At 60.1% G+C, this 18,589-nt stretch carries 15 protein-coding genes, 1 tRNA gene and 2 pseudogenes; 4 read left to right on the top strand and 14 right to left on the bottom strand.

Features of this window, described 5'->3' with window-relative positions; translation table 11 throughout:
• Positions 1-395: pseudogene (locus GIW02_RS24540) on the top strand (acetyl-CoA carboxylase biotin carboxylase subunit); the annotation flags it as partial.
• A gap of 197 nt (positions 396-592) precedes the next feature.
• Here GIW02_RS24540 and GIW02_RS24535 read toward each other — a convergent pair.
• The 6 genes and pseudogenes from GIW02_RS24535 to GIW02_RS24510 form a co-directional block, all read right to left on the bottom strand.
• A pseudogene (locus GIW02_RS24535) lies at positions 593-688 on the bottom strand (oxidoreductase); the annotation flags it as partial.
• Between the two features lie 241 nt (positions 689-929).
• Positions 930-1,005, bottom strand: a tRNA-Gly gene (locus tag GIW02_RS24530).
• Between the two features lie 60 nt (positions 1,006-1,065).
• Positions 1,066-1,626 (bottom strand): CDP-diacylglycerol--glycerol-3-phosphate 3-phosphatidyltransferase, encoded by a 561-nt coding sequence (pgsA, locus tag GIW02_RS24525; protein WP_236417627.1) that lies wholly within the window; start codon positions 1,624-1,626, stop codon positions 1,066-1,068.
• 32 nt (positions 1,627-1,658) lie between these two features.
• Positions 1,659-3,482 carry an excinuclease ABC subunit UvrC gene (uvrC, locus tag GIW02_RS24520; RefSeq protein WP_236417629.1) on the bottom strand — a complete coding sequence of 608 codons (1,824 nt, stop codon included), beginning with the start codon at positions 3,480-3,482 and terminating at the stop codon, positions 1,659-1,661.
• A gap of 1 nt (position 3,483) precedes the next feature.
• Positions 3,484-4,125 (bottom strand): response regulator transcription factor GacA, encoded by a 642-nt coding sequence (gene gacA / locus GIW02_RS24515; protein WP_032886613.1) that lies wholly within the window; start codon positions 4,123-4,125, stop codon positions 3,484-3,486.
• Between the two features lie 151 nt (positions 4,126-4,276).
• Positions 4,277-4,642, bottom strand: coding sequence for a helix-turn-helix domain-containing protein (locus tag GIW02_RS24510; protein ID WP_236417630.1), 366 nt, complete (start codon positions 4,640-4,642; stop codon positions 4,277-4,279).
• A gap of 81 nt (positions 4,643-4,723) precedes the next feature.
• Here GIW02_RS24510 and GIW02_RS24505 point away from each other — a divergent pair, with 81 nt between their 5' ends.
• Positions 4,724-4,963: a DNA-binding protein gene (locus GIW02_RS24505; protein ID WP_236417631.1), complete on the top strand. Its 240-nt coding sequence runs from the start codon at positions 4,724-4,726 to the stop codon at positions 4,961-4,963.
• 35 nt (positions 4,964-4,998) lie between these two features.
• Here GIW02_RS24505 and GIW02_RS24500 read toward each other — a convergent pair whose 3' ends face one another.
• Both GIW02_RS24500 and GIW02_RS24495 read right to left on the bottom strand, forming a co-directional pair.
• Positions 4,999-5,430 (bottom strand): GNAT family N-acetyltransferase, encoded by a 432-nt coding sequence (locus GIW02_RS24500; RefSeq protein ID WP_236417632.1) that lies wholly within the window; start codon positions 5,428-5,430, stop codon positions 4,999-5,001.
• Positions 5,431-6,180 (bottom strand): carbon-nitrogen hydrolase family protein, encoded by a 750-nt coding sequence (locus tag GIW02_RS24495; protein ID WP_236417633.1) that lies wholly within the window; start codon positions 6,178-6,180, stop codon positions 5,431-5,433.
• Positions 6,181-6,793: 613 nt separating this feature from the next.
• Between GIW02_RS24495 and GIW02_RS24490 the strand changes: the two genes are divergently transcribed.
• Both GIW02_RS24490 and dkgB read left to right on the top strand, forming a co-directional pair.
• Positions 6,794-7,873, top strand: coding sequence for a 3-deoxy-7-phosphoheptulonate synthase (locus tag GIW02_RS24490; RefSeq protein WP_236417634.1), 1,080 nt, complete (start codon positions 6,794-6,796; stop codon positions 7,871-7,873).
• A 202-nt stretch (positions 7,874-8,075) separates the two neighbouring features.
• A complete protein-coding gene (dkgB, locus tag GIW02_RS24485) occupies positions 8,076-8,894 on the top strand; it encodes a 2,5-didehydrogluconate reductase DkgB (RefSeq protein WP_236417636.1) in 819 nt (272 codons plus the stop codon).
• On the opposite strand, the gene GIW02_RS24480 is transcribed toward dkgB, so the two are convergent.
• The 6 genes from GIW02_RS24480 to GIW02_RS24455 all read right to left on the bottom strand — a co-directional run bounded on the left by GIW02_RS24480 (position 8,891) and on the right by GIW02_RS24455 (position 18,587).
• A complete protein-coding gene (locus GIW02_RS24480; protein WP_236417638.1) occupies positions 8,891-9,313 on the bottom strand; it encodes a hybrid sensor histidine kinase/response regulator in 423 nt (140 codons plus the stop codon). The two genes, dkgB and GIW02_RS24480, sit on opposite strands and share 4 nt — an antisense overlap.
• Before the next feature lie 134 nt (positions 9,314-9,447).
• Positions 9,448-13,065 (bottom strand): transporter substrate-binding domain-containing protein, encoded by a 3,618-nt coding sequence (locus tag GIW02_RS24475; RefSeq protein WP_236417640.1) that lies wholly within the window; start codon positions 13,063-13,065, stop codon positions 9,448-9,450.
• A 1-nt stretch (position 13,066) separates the two neighbouring features.
• Positions 13,067-13,696: a response regulator transcription factor gene (locus GIW02_RS24470; RefSeq protein ID WP_236417642.1), complete on the bottom strand. Its 630-nt coding sequence runs from the start codon at positions 13,694-13,696 to the stop codon at positions 13,067-13,069.
• Positions 13,697-13,997: 301 nt separating this feature from the next.
• Positions 13,998-14,714 carry an MgtC/SapB family protein gene (locus tag GIW02_RS24465; RefSeq protein ID WP_236417644.1) on the bottom strand — a complete coding sequence of 239 codons (717 nt, stop codon included), beginning with the start codon at positions 14,712-14,714 and terminating at the stop codon, positions 13,998-14,000.
• Between the two features lie 265 nt (positions 14,715-14,979).
• Positions 14,980-17,685, bottom strand: coding sequence for a magnesium-translocating P-type ATPase (mgtA, locus tag GIW02_RS24460; RefSeq protein WP_236422136.1), 2,706 nt, complete (start codon positions 17,683-17,685; stop codon positions 14,980-14,982).
• A gap of 587 nt (positions 17,686-18,272) precedes the next feature.
• The gene (locus GIW02_RS24455) at positions 18,273-18,587 is read right to left on the bottom strand and encodes an FKBP-type peptidyl-prolyl cis-trans isomerase (RefSeq protein WP_236422135.1); all 315 of its coding nucleotides are present in this window, start codon (positions 18,585-18,587) and stop codon (positions 18,273-18,275) included.
• Positions 18,588-18,589: the final 2 nt, after the last annotated feature.

Here is an 18,589-nt window from a genome sequence, read left to right as displayed (position 1 = left end):
GCAACGTGCTGTCCTTCACCCAGGACGACGTGAAGCTTCACGGCCACTCGCTTGAGTGCCGGATCAACGCCGAAGACCCGAAAACCTTTATCCCAAGCCCTGGCCTGGTCAAGCATTTCCACGCGCCTGGCGGCAACGGCGTACGTGTGGATTCGCACCTGTACAGCGGCTACAAGGTTCCGTCCAACTACGACTCGCTAATCGGCAAGCTGATCACCTGGGGCGCCACCCGCGACGAGGCCATGGCCCGTATGCGCAATGCCCTGGACGAAATCGTGGTAGACGGCATCAAGACCAACATCCCGCTGCATCGAGACCTGGTCCGTGATGAAGGCTTCTGCGAAGGGGGAGTGAACATTCACTACCTGGAACACAAGTTGGCAAATCCGGTTTGAAATCGATGGCCCGGGCCAGTCAGATGATATGAGGCAGGAGATCTGTAACCTCGCTCATCCGCTGCAACGCGTAATCTTTTCACTCGTGCAATCGGTAAGGGGGTGACTTGAATGAGTGCCCTGTTTCCCCCGCGCTTGGTGGATGGCAGCTAACACACTGTTGCCTTGCATCGCCGGGGGAACGGTCCGCAATGCACTTACATACCCAGTGCGTCCAACTCTCTCAGCAATGCAGGCGGGATGATCAACTCGGCCGCACTCAAGTTCTCCCGCAGGTGTGCCACCGAGGACGAGAAGCATGGTGAGCTCCTGTTCGAGATTCAGCACCCGATGCTAGTCTGGCGACCTGAGAGGATCCAGCAACATTACGAATTTGAGTCTTCCGGGAAAGGTACTCAAAAAGTTACTTTAAACGCAGTGGATTAACCTGATTTCCAGTGATTTTGCGCAAAAACGAAAAAAACGCCGAAGCGTCTATTGCCTAAATCACAGGCAAAAAAAAGCCACTCTATTGAGTGGCTTTTTCTTAATACTTGGAGCGGGAAACGAGACTCGAACTCGCGACCCCGACCTTGGCAAGGTCGTGCTCTACCAACTGAGCTATTCCCGCTTGGTGATGCGCATTCTATAGAATCCTCAGCACCCGTCAACCCCTTGATTCAAAAAAGTTTTATTTCTTTTCAACGGTGGTGCGCAGATGCGGCCAGGCAGCGCGCAGGTACTGCAGCATGGACCACAGGGTCAGACCGGCGGCGATCAGCAGCAAAGCGTAGCCCAGCAGGACCCAGAAAGTGAAGGCCGACGGGTTGGCCAGCAGGATCACCAGTGCGAGCATTTGCGCGGCGGTTTTCCATTTGCCCATGTTCGACACGGCGACGTGGGCGCGAGCGCCAATTTCTGCCATCCATTCGCGCAGGGCCGAAACGACGATCTCGCGGCCAATGATCACCGCCGCCGGCAGCGTGAGCCACAGGTTGCCGTGTTCCTGGACCAGCAGCACCAAGGCGACGGCCACCATGAGCTTGTCGGCCACGGGGTCCAGGAACGCGCCGAAAGGCGTGCTCTGTTCCAGGCGGCGGGCCAGGTAGCCGTCGAGCCAGTCGGTGGCGGCCGCAAAGGCGAACACCGAGCTTGAGGCTGCATAGCTCCATTCGTACGGCAAATAGAACAACAAAATGAAAATCGGGATAAGCAGGACGCGTAGAACGGTGATCAGATTAGGGATATTCATCGGCACAACTGGCTACGAGGTGGAAAGGCATTCTATTCGCTATGCAGATTCGCATAAATCAGCTCAGCGAGCTTTTTACTGATACCGGGTGCTTTGGCTATTTCGTCAATGCTGGCACGGGACAGCTCCTGCAAGCCACCAAAATGTTTAAGCAGATCACGCCGCCGCGTCGGCCCCACGCCCGCCACCCCTTCCAGGGTTGAGGTTCGCCGGGTTTTACCACGGCGTGCGCGGTGGCCGGTAATCGCAAAACGGTGGGCTTCGTCGCGGATCTGTTGAATCAAGTGCAGGGCGGGTGAGTCGCCCTTCAAGGTGAACTCATGGGCGGCATCATTCAAGTACAACGTCTCGAACCCGGCCTTGCGCGTGGCGCCCTTGGCGACGCCGAGCAGGATCAGGTCGGGCACCGCCAATTCGTTGAGCACGTCACGGGCCATGGACAGCTGCCCCTTGCCGCCGTCTACCAACAGAATGTCCGGCAGCTTGCCCTCCCCGTCCTTCAACTTGCTGAAGCGTCGCGTCAGCGCCTGGTGCATCGCCGCGTAGTCATCGCCGGCGGTCACGCCTTCGATGTTGTAGCGCCGGTAATCGGACTTGATCGGCCCTTCCGGCCCGAACACCACGCAGGAGGCCACGGTGGCCTCGCCGCTGGAGTGGCTGATGTCGTAACACTCCAGGCGCTGCGGCGGCTCGTCCAGGTTGAGCACTTCAGCCAGGGCGTCGAAACGCGCAGCCACGTGCTGTCGATTGGCCAGGCGCGCGCCCAGGGCCTGTTCGGCATTGGTCACGGCCAGTTGCTGCCAGCGTGCGCGAGTGCCACGTACGCGGTGGCTGATGTCCAGCTCGCGGCCACGCAGTTCGTGGATCGCCTCGATCAACGTGGGAAAATCCTCATGCACCACGTTGACGATCAGTTCAGACGGCAAGTCGCGCTCAGGGCTGCTGACGTAGTACTGGCCCAGAAACGCCGCCATGACTTCGGCGACGTCCTCGTCGATACCGGTCTGCGGAAAGAAGTTCTTGCTGCCCAGTACCCGCCCGGCACGCACGCTGATCAGGTGCACACAGGCGCCGCCCGGGTTGACGAAGGCGGCGATCACATCAACATCGCCCGTCCCCCCCTCCATGCTTTGCTGGTCTTGCACGCGGCGCAGCAAGGAGATCTGGTCACGCAGCTCGGCGGCCCGTTCGAAATCCAGGGTGCTTGCGGCCTGCTCCATCGCGCCGGAGAGTTCATCGGTGAGGGCATTACTGCGACCTTCGAGGAACATCACCGAATGGCGCACATCTTCAGCGTACTCGGCAGCGTCCACCAACCCTACACAGGGTGCCTTGCAGCGTTTGATCTGGTATTGCAGGCATGGCCGCGTACGGTTCTTGTAGAAGCTGTCTTCGCACTGGCGTACAAAAAATGTCTTTTGCAACAGGCTCAAGCTTTCACGGATTGCTCCGGCACTGGGGTAAGGCCCGAAATACTTGCCCTTCTGCTTCTTAGCGCCACGGTGAATGCTCAGCCGTGGGAAGTCACCGTCGGATAAAAACACGTAAGGGTAGGATTTATCGTCACGCAGCAAGATGTTGTAGGGCGGCCGCCATTCCTTGATCAGCGTCTGCTCAAGCAGCAGCGCCTCGGTTTCATTGGCGGTGATGGTGGTTTCAACCTGGGCGATACGCGCCACCAGCGCAGCAGTCTTGGGCGCCAGCCCGCTCTTGCGAAAGTAGCTCGCAAGGCGGTTTTTCAGGTTCTTGGCTTTGCCCACGTAAAGCAGGCGCGCCTCGCTGTCGAACATGCGGTACACGCCAGGGCGGCCACTGCAGGTTGAGAGAAAGGCACTCGGATCAAACGGCGTGGTCATGTCAGGCGCTGGCGTCCACCATGCCGTGACGCACCGCGAGCAGGGTCAATTCAACATCACTGCTGATGGCGAGCTTCTCGAAAATGCGATAACGGTAGGTGTTGACGGTCTTGGGCGACAGGCACAGCTTGTCGGAGATCGTCTGCACCTTCTGGCAACCAACGATCATCAAGGCGATCTGGATTTCCCGCTCCGACAGCGCATCAAACGGCGAGTCACTGACAGGCTGAAACGATTTGATGGCCAACTGCTGTGCAATCTGCGGGCTGATATAGCGCTGGCCGGCAAACACCAGGCGAATGGCCTGGACCATTTCCGCCAGGCCTGCACCTTTGGTCAGGTAACCCGCAGCGCCCGCCTGCAGGAGGCGGGTAGGAAACGGGTCTTCCTCGCACACGGTCACCACCACGACTTTGATGTCCGGATGGCTGCGCAGCAATTTGGTCGTGGCACCAAGACCACCAATCCCTGGCATCTTGACGTCCATCAACACCACATCGGGCTTCAACTCTCGGGCCTTGATCAGGGACTCCTCCCCTGATTCGGCCTGGCCGACTACTTGCAGGCCATCGATGTCAGCCAGCATTCGTGTAATGCCTGTACGAACGAGATCATGGTCATCGACTACTAGCACCCTAATCAAGCAGACACCTCGCGATATGGTCTTATAGGTTGCTGAACACCTTAGCAAAAAACCAAGGCACAGACCTAGCTGCAAGCGTCATATATATAGAGTTTGAGCCCACGTTAGCCACCTGCCGAGCGGCAGGCGGCGAAAATTACTGGGCAACAGGTCAGGATTCCTGGGGCGAACTCTTGGCTTTTCCATTCGACGACACAGAATGTTCGGCCAGCGTCGACGTCAGGCGACGGATTGCCGCCTGGTCTTCCTTGAACATGGCCCGGTAGTCCACCAGCACTTTCTCTTCGGTCTGGCTTAGATTTTCCAATTGAATAGGCGTGGCAGTGCCGGTCAACACGTACAGGATATCGACACCTTTTTCAGCGACGCGCGACAGATAGTCAGCCTTGGGTGCGCGCCCTCCACTTTCATACTTACCTTGGGCGTTGGCCTCAACGCCGCCTATTTCACCAAAAACCTTTTGCGACAGGCCAAGTCGCTCTCTTTCTTGCCTCAAACGCGAACCGATTCCACTCATTTGGATGTATGATCCTATTCTGCCCACCCCAAGAGGTGACGCACTCATCTCGTTTTACACAAACTTGAACGGTTTTGAACTATGCCCGGTATCCGCACAGCTGCACAAGCCAAAGCCTGGCTGGAACATCAAGGAAAATCAGTCCAGGCGTTCGCCCGTGAACATGGCGTAGATCCGGCAACCACCTATCAAGTGCTCGCGGGGCGCAAAAAGGGACGGCGTGGGGAGGCCCATAAGGTAGCGGTCCTTCTGGGCATGAAAGAGGGGATTATCCTTGTTGAGGCTGATGGCCTGAACAACGAACTGGAAGTCAGCTCTTGAGGCCAGTATGCGCTTATTAGAATTGAGCGCATGGTTTAGCTTGAATGGCAGACACGCTCCATCCGCCAGAAGCAGTCTTCTTCACCGACAACGGTGAACCCCAACCGCTCATACAGGCGCCTGGCCGGATTGGACTTGAACACGGTCAACCGCAGCAGGCCCAGTACCTGCGCCTTTAGCGCCATCTGCTCCAACACCCAGCTGCCCGCACCGAGCCCACGGCATTCTTCAAGCATATGCAGCTCGCGGATATACAACGCCTGGCTATCACGACTCAGGCTGATAAACCCCAAGACGCTGTCGTCCTGGCAAATCAGCCAGTTCTCCCGACTGAACCACGCTAAATCATAGCCGTCGCTGGACCACAGCAACCGGTACTCCCGGTAGTAGCCGCACATGGCCTGAAAAGTCAGGGTTCGCGCAAATGGCAGATCCTGGTTGGTGGCGGCGCGCAGGTAGAAGGCCATTCAGAGCACTACCACTTGGCCAACCCACTGCACACCGTCGTGACGGGCTATCACGAGTGCTTCTCCGACGCCCGACACGGCAGCGAGCAAACGGCCATCGGCGGCCCAGATCGCACTGCGACCGGCACACGCCCAGCCACCCGATGGCCCACCATGATTGGCCATCACGACCAACAGGCCGTGTTCCGCGGCATAGCCTTGGAGCAGTGCGCTGTCAGTTGCATAGCCGCCTTCGCTGATCAACACGCCGGCGGCGTACACAGTGGCGCCCGCCTGCGCTGCAGCTCGCGGATGGCTGGCGTGAGTGAAATCGGCACACACGGCCAGCGCAATCCGCTCATCCCCCCACTCAAGCGCTGCACCGCCCTGCCCTGGGACAAACACCGCGTCTTCGCCAGGGTGCAAATGTTGCTTGGTATAAACCGCCAGGGAGCCGTCAGCACCCAGTACCCATGCACCAATCGACACGCCAGCATCCGGTGCCAGGCGGGTCGGCATGCCCACCACTGCCGTCAGTCGCAACGCCTGCGCCATCTCGCGCAGCGGCGCCAACAGTACATCGCACGGTGCAATTGCCAAGCCCGCCGCCAGAGACGGCTCATACCCCGTCAATGACAGCTCGGGAAACACCAGCAGTTGCACGCCGTGCTCCGCAGCACTGCGCATACACCCCAGGTGACGCTGGATATTGGCCGCCACATCGCCCGGGATGGAAATGGATTGAGCCGCAGCAAGGGTCAAGGCAGTCATGGTCACATCCAAGTAATCATAATCAAGGTGCGATCAGCATATCGGTACGCACCCCATAGCCGTAAGTCCCCTAACGCAATAGAAATTACTGATTGAATACTGCTGTGCGCCTCGAGTAAGCTCCTCCCACCGTTTTGGAGACTCGCCATGTTGCAACTCACCCACACTCAGGTTTGCCCTGCTGTCAGCGCCACGCGCTCGGTACCGGCTACCCGCGTGAACGGTTCGAGCGCACTGGTAAGCTTTTATTTTGGGTATTGGTTTAGCCACTGGCGCGCCTGATACCTGAAATCGGCGCCCACTACTCAAGGGGTCGCCTACCAGAGAAATCTAACCCCCGGTCGGCTTCCCGACCGGGGGTTTTGTTTTTTCCGGGCCTCAATTTTTGCAAGAACACTTAAAGGAATCACGCCATGAACTACGCCACCTATTACCGCTACGACACTTGCACCGCATGGCGATTTAGCCAGCTCCGTTCGGGACAGCCTGCCGCCTCCGATCGGTCACCTATTGGTGGCAACCCAACACACGTAGCCAGTACGGCCAATTGTCGAACACCCCAGTAGGCCAAGCGCGCGGGAACTGCCCGCCGCTTGCCCAGGAAACCTTGAATATGAATTCCTCCGTCGCCGCTCTGCCCCTTTCTGCCCTGAACAGCGCTAATGAAGCCCTGACCCAGCGCCTGCCCAGCGCCCTTGAATTGAAGCACTCGCTGCCCCTCAGCCCGTTCCTCGTCGAACAGATCCACGCCCATCGCCAAGCCGTGCGTGCCATCCTGAATGGCGATGATTCACGCTTGCTGGTGATTGTCGGCCCGTGCTCGATCCACGACCCCGAATCAGCCATGGAGTACGCACGCAACCTCAAGAAGCTGGCCCTGGAAGTCAGCGACCAGATGCTGCTGGTGATCCGCGCCTACGTCGAAAAACCGCGCACCACCATCGGTTGGAAAGGCCTGGCCTACGACCCGCACCTGGATGGCAGCGATGACATGGCGGCCGGCTTGAACCTGTCCCGCCAGTTGATGCGCGAAATGCTGCGCCTCGGCCTGCCGGTCGCCACCGAGCTGTTGCAACCCATGGCTGCCGGCTACTTTGATGACCTGCTCAGCTGGGTTGCAATCGGCGCGCGTACCACCGAATCGCAAATCCATCGCGAAATGGCCAGCGGCCTGGGCATGCCCGTGGGCTTCAAGAACGGCACCGATGGCGGCGTTGCAATTGCGTGTGACGCGATGCGCTCGGCCGCCCACCCGCACCGCCATTTCGGCGTCGACAGCCAGGGCCATCCGGCGATTATCCAGACCCCAGGCAACCCCGACACGCACCTGGTGCTGCGCGGTGGCCACCGTGGCCCGAACTACGATGCGCAGAACGTGGCGCAGGTTAAGCACGACCTGGCCAAGTCCAAGGTGGCGGCCCGCATCATGGTCGATTGCAGCCACGCCAACAGCGGCAAGGACCCCTTGCGTCAACCGGCCGTGTTCAACGATGTGCTGGAACAGCGTCTGCAGGGCGACACGTCGCTGATCGGCATGATGCTCGAAAGCCACCTGTTTGAAGGCTGCCAGCCGCTGAGCCCTTCGATGAAATACGGCGTATCCGTGACCGATGGCTGCCTGGGCTGGGACGCCACCGAGCACCTGCTGCGCAGTGCCGCCGAGCGGTTGCGGGAACCACACCGCATCAGCTGAGTGACGCAAAACCAGGGAGGGAAGCGAGCCTGCTCGCGATGGGGGTGGATCGAACAGCGCGTCTGCTCCCCCCTCCCCATTCGACCGTTGCAGCGCCACTCGTGAATCCTGGTAAAGAGTCCTTTTCGGATACGACGGTTTTTCCCAAGGAACGACAGGCAGATACTCGACTCCATTGCTTACAGCCCTTGAGGAGTTACTGATGTCTATCCCCACCCAAAACGTACCGGCCTTTGGCCTCGGCACCTTCCGCCTGCAAGGCCAGGTGGTGATCGATTCCGTGAGCAGCGGCCTGGAACTGGGTTACCGCGTCATCGACACCGCGCAGATCTATGAGAACGAAGCCGACGTCGGCCAAGCCATCGCCAACAGCGGTGTGCCGCGTGACGAGCTGTTCATCACCAGCAAGATCTGGATCGCCAACTTCGCCGAAGGCCAGTTGATCCCCAGCCTCAAAGAGAGCCTGCGCAAGCTCAAGACCGACTACCTGGACCTGACCCTGATTCACTGGCCGTCGCCGGAAAACCAGGTTCCCGTAGCCGAATTCATGGGCCAGTTGCTCGAAGCCAAGCGCCTGGGCCTGACGCGCCAGATCGGTATTTCCAACTTCACGATCGACCTGATGAAGCAAGCCATCGCCGCCGTCGGCGCCGAGCACATCGCCACTAACCAGATCGAGCTGCACCCCTACCTGCAAAACCGCAAGGCAGTGGATTTCGCCACTGCCAACGGTATTCAGATTACGTCATACATGACGCTGGCCTACGGCGAAGTGCTCAAGGACCCGGTGATCCTTAAGATCGCCGAGCGGCATCAGGCCACTGCGGCGCAAGTCACCCTGGCCTGGGCCATGCAGCAGGGCTACGCGGTGATCCCGTCATCGACCAAGCGCGCCAACCTGCAAAGCAACCTCAAGGCTCTGCAGCTGACATTGAGTGATGCCGACATGGCACAGATCGCCGGCCTGGAGCGCGGCCATCGCTTGACCAGCCCCAAAGGTATCGCGCCTCAATGGGACTAAACGCTGGCCACGGGTATGCGGGATAACTCCCGCAGCCACGGCAACACTCGCAGGCCCGTAGTCGTGGCAGCGGGGTCGACGATGGCCATGAAGTGTTCGAGGTTGACGTTGCCTGGAAAGCCAGGCAACCGCATCCGCACAGTCGGCATTGCGTCCACCGGCGCACCCGCCTCCAGCAGGTCGTAGACCAGCACATGCCGTACCTGGGGATGTGGCTCGCAGGCAGGGAGCGTCAGCCCGGCATTGATGATCATCACGTCAAACGGCCTGGCCGGGATGGCGGTGAGGATCTGGACCTCGTCGAGGGTCTGCACCGGTACGATCCGGTGGTACCCCAGCAGGTTGAGCATTTTTTCGATGTGCAATCGTCGAAGGTGTTGTTCATCGGCAATCAGAATGGTGAGTGCTTTGTTCGGCATGGCAAAACCCTGGGCAGGCAGTGCTCGGCAGTGAGCCCGGCCCATTTTCCAGACATGGCGCTGGGACAAAATCAGCGATGTTCCCGCTTCGCGTAGGAGTTCTCCCAAATCCACCGAGCGGTGGTGCATCCCACTCAAACCTTGCGACAGTAAACGCTCAGACTGTGATGCAAACGCTCGATGGCCACGCCCATCGCCGCCAATGCCGCGTCCAGTGCGTCGCTGTCGCGCTGTTCACACACACGCTCCAACGTCTCGCAGCAGGCGATCAGCGCCAGGGACTTGACCATGCGCGCGCCACCTTTAACGCGATGAGCCAGGTCATACAACCTGGAAAAATCAGTCGGTTTGAGTTGACGTGCCAGCACCGCACGGTCTTCTTGCAGGCTCCCGAGCAAGGGCTCCAACAATTCATTCAGCGCGCCCCGGTCGCCGTCGGTCAGGGTGATCAGCGCGCTTAAATCAAACACCGGCACGGCTTGATACGTGACGGCGCCGGCGGTGAGCACGGCCAGCGCCGCGCGCAGATCTTCCAGGCCGGTGGGCTTGAACAGACAACCGTCCATGCCCGCCTCCCGGCAGCGTTCGGCCTCCTGCGGCTGGGCATTGGCGGTGAAACCGAGCAACAGGCAGGGCTTCAACCCGCGCAGACGTTCTTGCTCACGAATATCGCGGGCCAGGGTGTAACCGTCCTTCAAAGGCATATTGCAATCGGTGATCACGCCATCGAAAGCCCCCGCCTGCCACCGCTCAAACCCTTGCGCACCATCGTCAGCCGTGACGATGCGGTGCCCCAGAAAACCCAGTTGGCGAGCCAACAGCAGGCGGTTGGCCGGGTAGTCATCCACCACCAGAATATCCAATGCGCGCGCCGCTGGAATCGGCGGTGTCGACATGGTAACCGGCGGCACAGTGGACATCGCCAGCACCACCGTCACATCCACCCGCGTGCCCTTGCCCAACACACTGCTCAAGTGCAATTGACCGCCCATCATCTCGCACAGGTTGCGACTGATCATCAGCCCCAGGCCCGAGCCGCTGCGCGACGATTGCTCGTGATTGCTGCCTTGCACAAACGGGTTGAACAAGCGCTGCTGATCTTCAGCGCTAATGCCAATGCCGGTGTCCTGCACCCATAAACGCAGGTTCAGCGGGCCGTCAGCCGATGCCAGGGCGGCGTGCGCGCCCAGCCGTATCTGGCCGGCAGCGGTGAATTTGATCGCGTTACCCAGCAGGTTGGACACCACCTGCTTGAATCGCAGCGGGTCGATCAGCACTGAACAATCGACCAACGGGTCGAGTTCCACGTGCAGCACCAGGCCCTTGTCTCGCGCCAGCCCCTCGAATATCCGCGCCACTGAGGCCAGCAGGTCGTGCAAGTTGGCCGGTTCCAGGCTCAGGGACAGGTGGCCGGACTCTATCCGCGCAATGTCGAGGATATCGCCGATCAGCTCCAGCATGCCCCGAGAGGCCACCGATGCCACCTCCAACGCGTCACGGTCTGCCCGGCCTTGCTCAGCGTTTTTCAGGGCCAGTTCGATCATGCCAATCACGGCGTTCATGGGTGTGCGGATCTCATGGCTCATGGTGGCCAGGAAGGTGGTCTTGGCGCGGTTGGCGGCGTCGGCCTCCTCCTTGGCCTCCTGCAACTGGCCCAACAAGCGTTGACGCTCGCTGACATCCACCCAGCCGGCAATCATGCCCACCACGTTCCCGTTGCTGTCACGGTAGGGCAACATCCATTGGTAGATGGTCAGCACGCCGCCTTGGGACAACTTGAGCACACGGTCATGGATCTGCGGCTCGCCCTGCTCCATCAAGCGCATATAATCGGCGTGAAATGACTGGGCCTGCGACGGGTTACCGGTGTCGGCTTCAACCACGGTCTTGCCGATCACCTCTTCCAGCTTGAACCCGAACACATCGAGGTAGGCGTTATTGCAGGCCATCAACCGGCCCCGGCGATCGCGCACGTAGATCGGGTGCGGCGTGCCATCGATCAACACGCTCATGAAGCGCATCTGGTCGCTCAACGCCCGTTCTGCCTGGGTGCGCTTGCGAATCAGGCTGCGCAGGTAGACCACCCAGCCCAGCGTGACCAGCAGCAGCAGCGCGGCCAGGCCAAACCCCTGGAGGATCACCGTCCGGTGATGTATCCAGTAGCTGTCTTCGATGATGATTTCGCTGCGCCAGTGGTTGGTCAGCTCGTCCATCTCTTCAGGCGTAATGCTCAGCAGCGCTTTTTCGAGGATCGAATACAACTCCAACTGGCTGCGGTTGACCCCAAACGTAAAGCGCGCCGGCTCCCTGCCGACGGTGCTGGTAATGCGCAGGCGGTCACGGTAATAGCGCATGATCAGGTAACGCGCACTCATCAGCGACACCACGGTTGCATCCACCCCGCCCTTGGCCACTGCGGCCAGGGCCTGTTCGGTGTTCTCGACGAAGACAAACTCGATGCCGGGGTAATCCTCGGCGACTTGCGCAGACAGGCTGTTGCCGCTGACCAGCGCCAAGCGCTTCGCGGACATATCCTCCAGGGTCACCAGACGGGTGTTGCCGGCGGAAACCACCAGCACGTAGGGGTTCGACAGATAGGGCCGGGTAAAGCGGATCTTGTCGGCGCTCTCGGCACTCGGGTTGAGGACTGCCAGCATGTCCACCGCTCCGGTACTCGCTGCATCCACCTGGCGAGGCAGCGGGCCGCCCGGCTGCACATCGAATTTGAGGCCGGTGCGCAAGCTGATCCGTGAAAGCACCTCGGCGCTCAACCCCTCGAACTGTCCTTGCTCGTTAAAAAACGACAAGGGTACGAATTTCTCGAAGGCTGCCACTTTCACCCGCGGGTGTTTCTCCAGCCAGCGCTGCTCACTGTCACTCAAGCGCAAGCGCTCGTCCCCCAGCAAACCCATGCCGCCGACACTCCAGCGGCGCAGGATTTCCATCTGCCTGTTGGCCGACACGACGGCCAGCGCCGCGTTGAGAATATGCAGCAAGCGCCGGTTTGCCCTGGGCACGGCGAACCCGAACGGGTTGGTTTCCATGGCGGAAAAATCCGCCATGCGCACATTATTGAGGTGGTTTTTGTTGATCAGGTAACGCGTACTGATGGCGTCGCCCAGATAAACATCCGCCTGGCCAAACGACACGGCGCCGAGGGCTTCGAAGGTCGAGCCGAACAACAGCAACTGCGCCTTGGGGTAAAACGCCTGCACTGCATCGGGCTGCATGTAGTGGTAGAGCATCGCGACGCGCCGCCCCGCCAGCCCCGGGCTGAGCGCCTGGGTATCCCCCACGCGCGTCACCAGCGTGGGTTGATCGTTGGCATAAGCGCGCGACAGCAACAACGTGGAATCGGCCGCTTCGTAGCCATTGGCCGACCCGAGAAAATCCACCGCGCCGGTCTTGAGCGCTTCAATCACTTCATCGCGGGTATCGTAACGCCGCACCTCGATATCGATATTGAGCACTTGGGCGATCAGCGCCGCATAGTCGGCGGTAATGCCCTCAAACTCGTCCTGGTTGTTGGTCAAATCAAAGGGCGCATAATCCGGCGCGGACACCCCCATCAGCAGCGTGCGCTGCTCGCGCAACCAGCGCCAATCGCGCTCATCCAACCTGACGGAGACGTTTTCAAGGCTTGAGTGCGTCAGCAGCCGCAGGCTTTGCGGCTCGTCCAGGGCCATCGCCGACAAGGGCAACAGCCCCATCAGCAGGATGCCCGCCAGGGTGTTCAGCCGGAAGGTGGGCATGTCAGATCAGGTGGTTGCGCTGCGCAAACTTGGACAGATGCACCACCGACGACATACGCAGTTTTTCCTTGAGTCGCGTCTTGTAGGTGCTGATGGTCTTGTGACTCAGCAGCATGTCTTCGGCGATTTCCTTGTTGCCCAGGCCCAGGGCGAGCTTTTGCAGCACAGTCAGTTCACGGTCAGACAATGCCTCCACCAGTTGCTGCTCGGTGGATTGCAGGTCATCGCGACGCACCGAACTGGTGGGCAGGCTGGGGAAGCAACTGTAGCCGGACCTGATCGCCCTGATCGCTTTCTGCAGCTCATCGAGTTCCCCCGTCTTGGCGACAAAGCCCATCGCCCCGGCGCGCATGCAGCGGGTGGAAAAGAACACCGCCAGATACGAGGTCAACACCAGGATCTTGCAAGGCAGGTCCAGCGCCTTGATCCGGCTGATCACCTCCAACCCGCCGAGCTTGGGCATCGCCAAGTCGAGGATGACAATGTCCGGACGCTCCTCACGCGCAATCTGCAATGCATCCGCGCCGTTGCCTGCTTCGAAAATGACGTCGAAGCCTTCCTGCTTCAACAGATACTTGACGGTAGCGCGTATGAACGGATGGTCATCCACAATTAAAGCTTTGTTGCTCATAAAACTCCCCTAAGAGGTCGGTACGCTCACATATCACGCGGGACCTAGCTACCTGTGAAAAGTAACAGTGCCGACAAACGGTACTGATTACTCGGTGCAGCACCACAGGCAGTTCAGTCCCTCCTCTTGAAACAACACAGTAATCACATAAGGCCGCAGCTGAATTCCTACGCTGGCTCGGCGCGCAACCTTAACAACGGCTTGTTGTTGCAAATGAAGGGATTATCTCGAGTGCATGTAGGACCTTTCCTCGCTATACCGGCGCTCGCGTTGCTCAAGGCAACGCCGGGCACCTGAGGAGCTACTCGGTGGTGCTGGGGCTCCAGAACGCCTGCACCACCAGGGTCGACAGCGAAATTCGCGCCACCAGGGCGTCCAGTTCGTCACCGTCCACCGATGTCACGGCCAGGGTGGCTTCGATTTCCACCTCATCGCTGCCAAACGGCCGCACATCGACGTCGCTGGCCGGGTAGTTACAACGCGCAAGCTCGGCCTCCAGCAACGCCAGCACGGCTTTTTGCTGAGTACGCCGGGCAATCACATACAGAATATTGGTGACTTCGGCCGACACCACGTCCAGCGGTTGGCGGTTGATGTTGTTGACGATCGGCCGCAGCAGCGTATTCGCTGCCAGCACAAACAGCGTGCCCAGCAGCGCTTCCAGGATCAGGTCGGCACCGGCACAAGCCCCCACCGCCGCCGATGCCCAGAGCGTGGCAGCCGTGTTGAGCCCACGCACATTGCCTTCTTCGCGCATGATCACGCCGGCCCCCAGAAAGCCGATACCCGACACCACATACGCCACCACCCGCACCGCGCCGTCCGCACCGCCGAGGCGGTTGGCCATGTCGACGAAAATCGCCGCGCCCACCGCCACCAGTACGTTGGTACGCAAGCCCGCCGTGCGCTGGCGGTACTGGCGCTCGAAACCGATCAGGCCGCCGAGAATAAATGCCGCCGTGAGGCTGACGAGGGTATCGATCAGGGAATCGAGGTTGATGTTGTTGAGTGCTTGCATAAAATTTTCCTTTTAACGCTATCGCCCTGCCTATCTTTTGTAGCAGCCCCGCTTTTGTGGCGAGCGAGCTTGCTCGCGTTGGGGCGCGAAGCGGCCCCTCTGCTAGGCACCGGGCATTTTCAGACAGACTTATGTCGCCGGTTTTGAGTCTGCTGCGCAGCCCAACGCGAGCAAGCTCGCTCGCCACAATAATCTTGCTCGGCATACCACCTTCGGGGGCCACAACAAGCCTGCTCGCCACAACAAGGCAGTTGCCGCTGCCGTGTTATTGCCAGCCGAACTTACGCACGTAGTAGCCCTTCACTGCCTGGGTCAGCGCCATATACGCCAGCAGGATCAGCGGCAGAAACACGAAGTACAGCGACGGCAACGCCTGCAGTTTGAAGTAATGCGCCAGCGGCCCCATCGGCAAGAAAATCCCCACGGCCATGATCACCCCGGTCATCACCATCAACGGCAGTGCCGCACGGCTTTGCAGGAACGGGATTTTCGGCGTGCGGATCATGTGCACGATCAGCGTCTGGGTCAGCAGCCCCACCACGAACCAGCCCGACTGGAACAGCGTTTGATGGTCCGGCGTATTGGCATCAAACACGTACCACATGAGCGCGAACGTAGTGATGTCAAAGATCGAACTGATCGGCCCAAAAAACAGCATGAAGCGCCCCACTTCCCCGGGCTGCCAGCGTTGCGGCTTGGCGAGCATGTCGGCATCGACGTTATCGAACGGAATGGCGATCTGCGAAATGTCATACAGCAGGTTCTGCACCAGCAGGTGCATCGGCAGCATCGGCAAAAACGGGATAAACGCACTGGCGACCAGCACCGAGAACACGTTGCCGAAATTGGAGCTGGCGGTCATCTTGATGTACTTGAGCATATTGGCGAAGGTGCGCCGGCCTTCGAGCACGCCTTCTTCCAGGATCATCAGGCTTTTTTCCAGCAGGATGATGTCGGCCGCCTCCTTGGCGATATCCACCGCGCTGTCCACCGAAATGCCGATATCAGCGGTACGCAGCGCGGGGGCGTCATTGATGCCATCGCCCATGAAGCCCACCACATGCCCATTGGCCTTGAGCAAGCGCACGATGCGCTCTTTGTGGCTGGGGGTGAGCCGGGCGAACACGTTGGTGGTTTCCACCGCCTTGGCCAGTTCGGCGTCGCTCATGTCCTCGATGTCGTTGCCCATCAACAGGCCTTGTTGCTCCAGGCCCACTTCGCGGCAGATCTTTGCCGTGACCAGCTCGTTGTCACCGGTCAGCACTTTAACCGCCACGCCGTGGGCCTTGAGGGCCTTGAGTGCGGGCGCGGTGCTTTCCTTGGGCGGGTCGAGAAAGGCCACGTAGCCGATCAGTGTCAGGTCGCGCTCATCTGCCAGGCTGTAGGTTTCACGCCCCGGCGCCATCGGCTGCGCGGCCACGGCCACCACGCGCAGGCCTTCTTCGTTGAACGCCGCCGTTACTTGGCGGATGCGAGCCAGCAATTCATCAGTCAGCGCTTCGTTACTATCGCCATGGCGCACGGTGTTGCACACCGAGAGGATTTCCTCCACGGCGCCCTTGCAGATCAACAGATGTGGCAAGCCCTCCTCGGCCACCACCACCGACATGCGGCGACGGTTGAAGTCGAACGGAATCTCATCGACCTTCTGGAACGCGGTGCCGACTTTCAGCTCGCGGTGCACTTCCACATGTTCCAGCACCGCCACGTCCAGCAGGTTTTTCAGGCCGGTCTGGTAGTAGCTGTTGAGGTAGGCCATTTCCAGCACGTCGTCGGACTCTTCGCCCCACACGTCCACGTGGCGTGCCAGGAAAATCTTGTCCTGGGTCAGGGTGCCGGTCTTGTCGGTGCACAGCACGTCCATGGCGCCGAAGTTCTGGATTGCATCCAGACGCTTGACGATGACCTTCTTGCGCGACAGAAACACCGCGCCCTTGGCCAGGGTCGACGTGACGATCATCGGCAGCATTTCCGGGGTCAGGCCCACGGCAATCGACAGCGCGAACAGCAGTGCCTCGGTCCAATCGCCCTTGGTGAACCCGTTGATGAACAACACCAGCGGCGCCATCACGAACATGAAGCGGATCAGCAACCAGCTGACCTTGTTCACGCCGTGCTGGAACGCGGTGGTCGTGCGGTCGGTGGCAGTCACGCGTTGGGCCAGCGCGCCGAAATAGGTGCTGTTGCCCGTGGTGAGGATCACCGCCGTCGCGGCGCCGGACACCACGTTGGTGCCCATGAACAGGATGTTTTCCAGGTCCAGGGGGTTACGGGTAGTGGCGTCCTGCTGCTGGGCGAACTTCTCTACCGGCATCGATTCACCGGTCATCGCCGCCTGGCTGACAAACAGGTCCTTGGCGCTGAGCACGCGGCAATCGGCGGGGATCATATCGCCGGCCGACAGCACGATCAGGTCGCCCGGCACCAGTTGCTTGATCGGCAACTCCCTGCGTTTGGCCGCGTCCCGACGCAGCACGGTCGCGGTGTTGCTCACCATGGCTTTCAAGGCATCCGCGGCTTTGTTGGACTTGGCCTCCTGCCAGAAACGCAGCAGTGTGGAGAGCACCACCATGGAAAAAATCACCGTGGCGGCCTTCATGTCTTCGGTCAGCCAGGAGATCACGGCGAGCAAGGTCAGCAGCAGGTTGAACGGGTTTTTGTAGCAATGCCACAGATGCACCCACCAAGGCAGTGGCTGCTCGTGCTCGACTTCATTGAGGCCATATTGCACGCGCAGGGCGTCGGCTTCCTGGGGGGTCAGGCCTTCGGCATGGCTGCCCAGTGTACCGAGCAGTTGCACGGCGCTGCTGTTGGCCGCGACCACCAGGGTTTGCGCCAGGGTTGGCGGGACTTCGCGGCTGACGCTGGCGTCGGTCACGGTTTCAAGCATCGCCAGGCGGCGGAAGTGCCGGGCGATGTGCCGGGTCCGCAGGAAGCCGGCGAAGAACTCTTTCAGCAGAGTGAAGTTCATGGTGTTACTCCTGCGCGAGGAAACCATCGTGCAGGTACGGCCATCTGCACCGCGCCGTTTTACAGGCACAGCCAGCTTGGCCCGCCCACCGTAAAAGGCAGGCGCGTCCGTAGCATCCCGAGGTGAGTCAGGTGCTGGTCAGCGTCGATGAGAGGGAATCAAACAGGTGCCAGGACTGGCCGCTGCCGGAATGCCGCTTCTCGCTTTGATTGGCGAGACAACGGCATGCGAAATATGCGCGTTATCTTGCCAAGTACGTGCCGGTTACCGAGACCGGCCGACAACTGTCACTCGAACAAGTACCCACTGAGGGTCTCCGCTATTGATGAAAACGCGCGAAGCTTACGCCCCGATGACAGGAGAGTAAACCGTAGGAAAGCGTCCCTATTGGGGAATAAGAAGATTCTTCAGGAGGGGTTCAGGAAGCCTGCGGCGTGAACCCGAAAAGGATCAAATGTGGGAGCGGGCTTACTCGCGAAAGCGCAGTGTCAGTAGCGGATGCAGCGCTGATACGACGCTTTCGCGAGCAAGCCCGCTCCCACACTTACAGCGTACCGGGTTGAGTAATCTCCCGGCGTCGGGACGCCTCAATCATCCCGCGTCAGCACTTCCAGCAACTCAATCTCAAAGCGCAGATTGCTGTTGGGCTGGATATGCTTGCCCATCGACCGTTCGCCATAGGCCAAGTGCGCCGGCACGTACAGGCTACGAATGCCGCCCACCTGCATGCCCATCAGCCCCTGGTCCCAGCCCTTGATTACGCGTCCGGTACCGATCACGCACTGAAACGGCTTGCCCCGCTCCCAGGACGAATCGAAAACCGTACCGTCCTCCAACGTGCCGGTGTACTGAGTGGTGATCAGTGCACCCTTGACCACGGCTTTGCCGTCGCCCAGGCGCAGGT

The organism is Pseudomonas syringae (assembly GCF_021606685.1).
Taxonomy (GTDB): domain Bacteria; phylum Pseudomonadota; class Gammaproteobacteria; order Pseudomonadales; family Pseudomonadaceae; genus Aquipseudomonas; species Aquipseudomonas syringae_R.
This window is presented reverse-complemented; position numbering and strand designations above follow the sequence as displayed.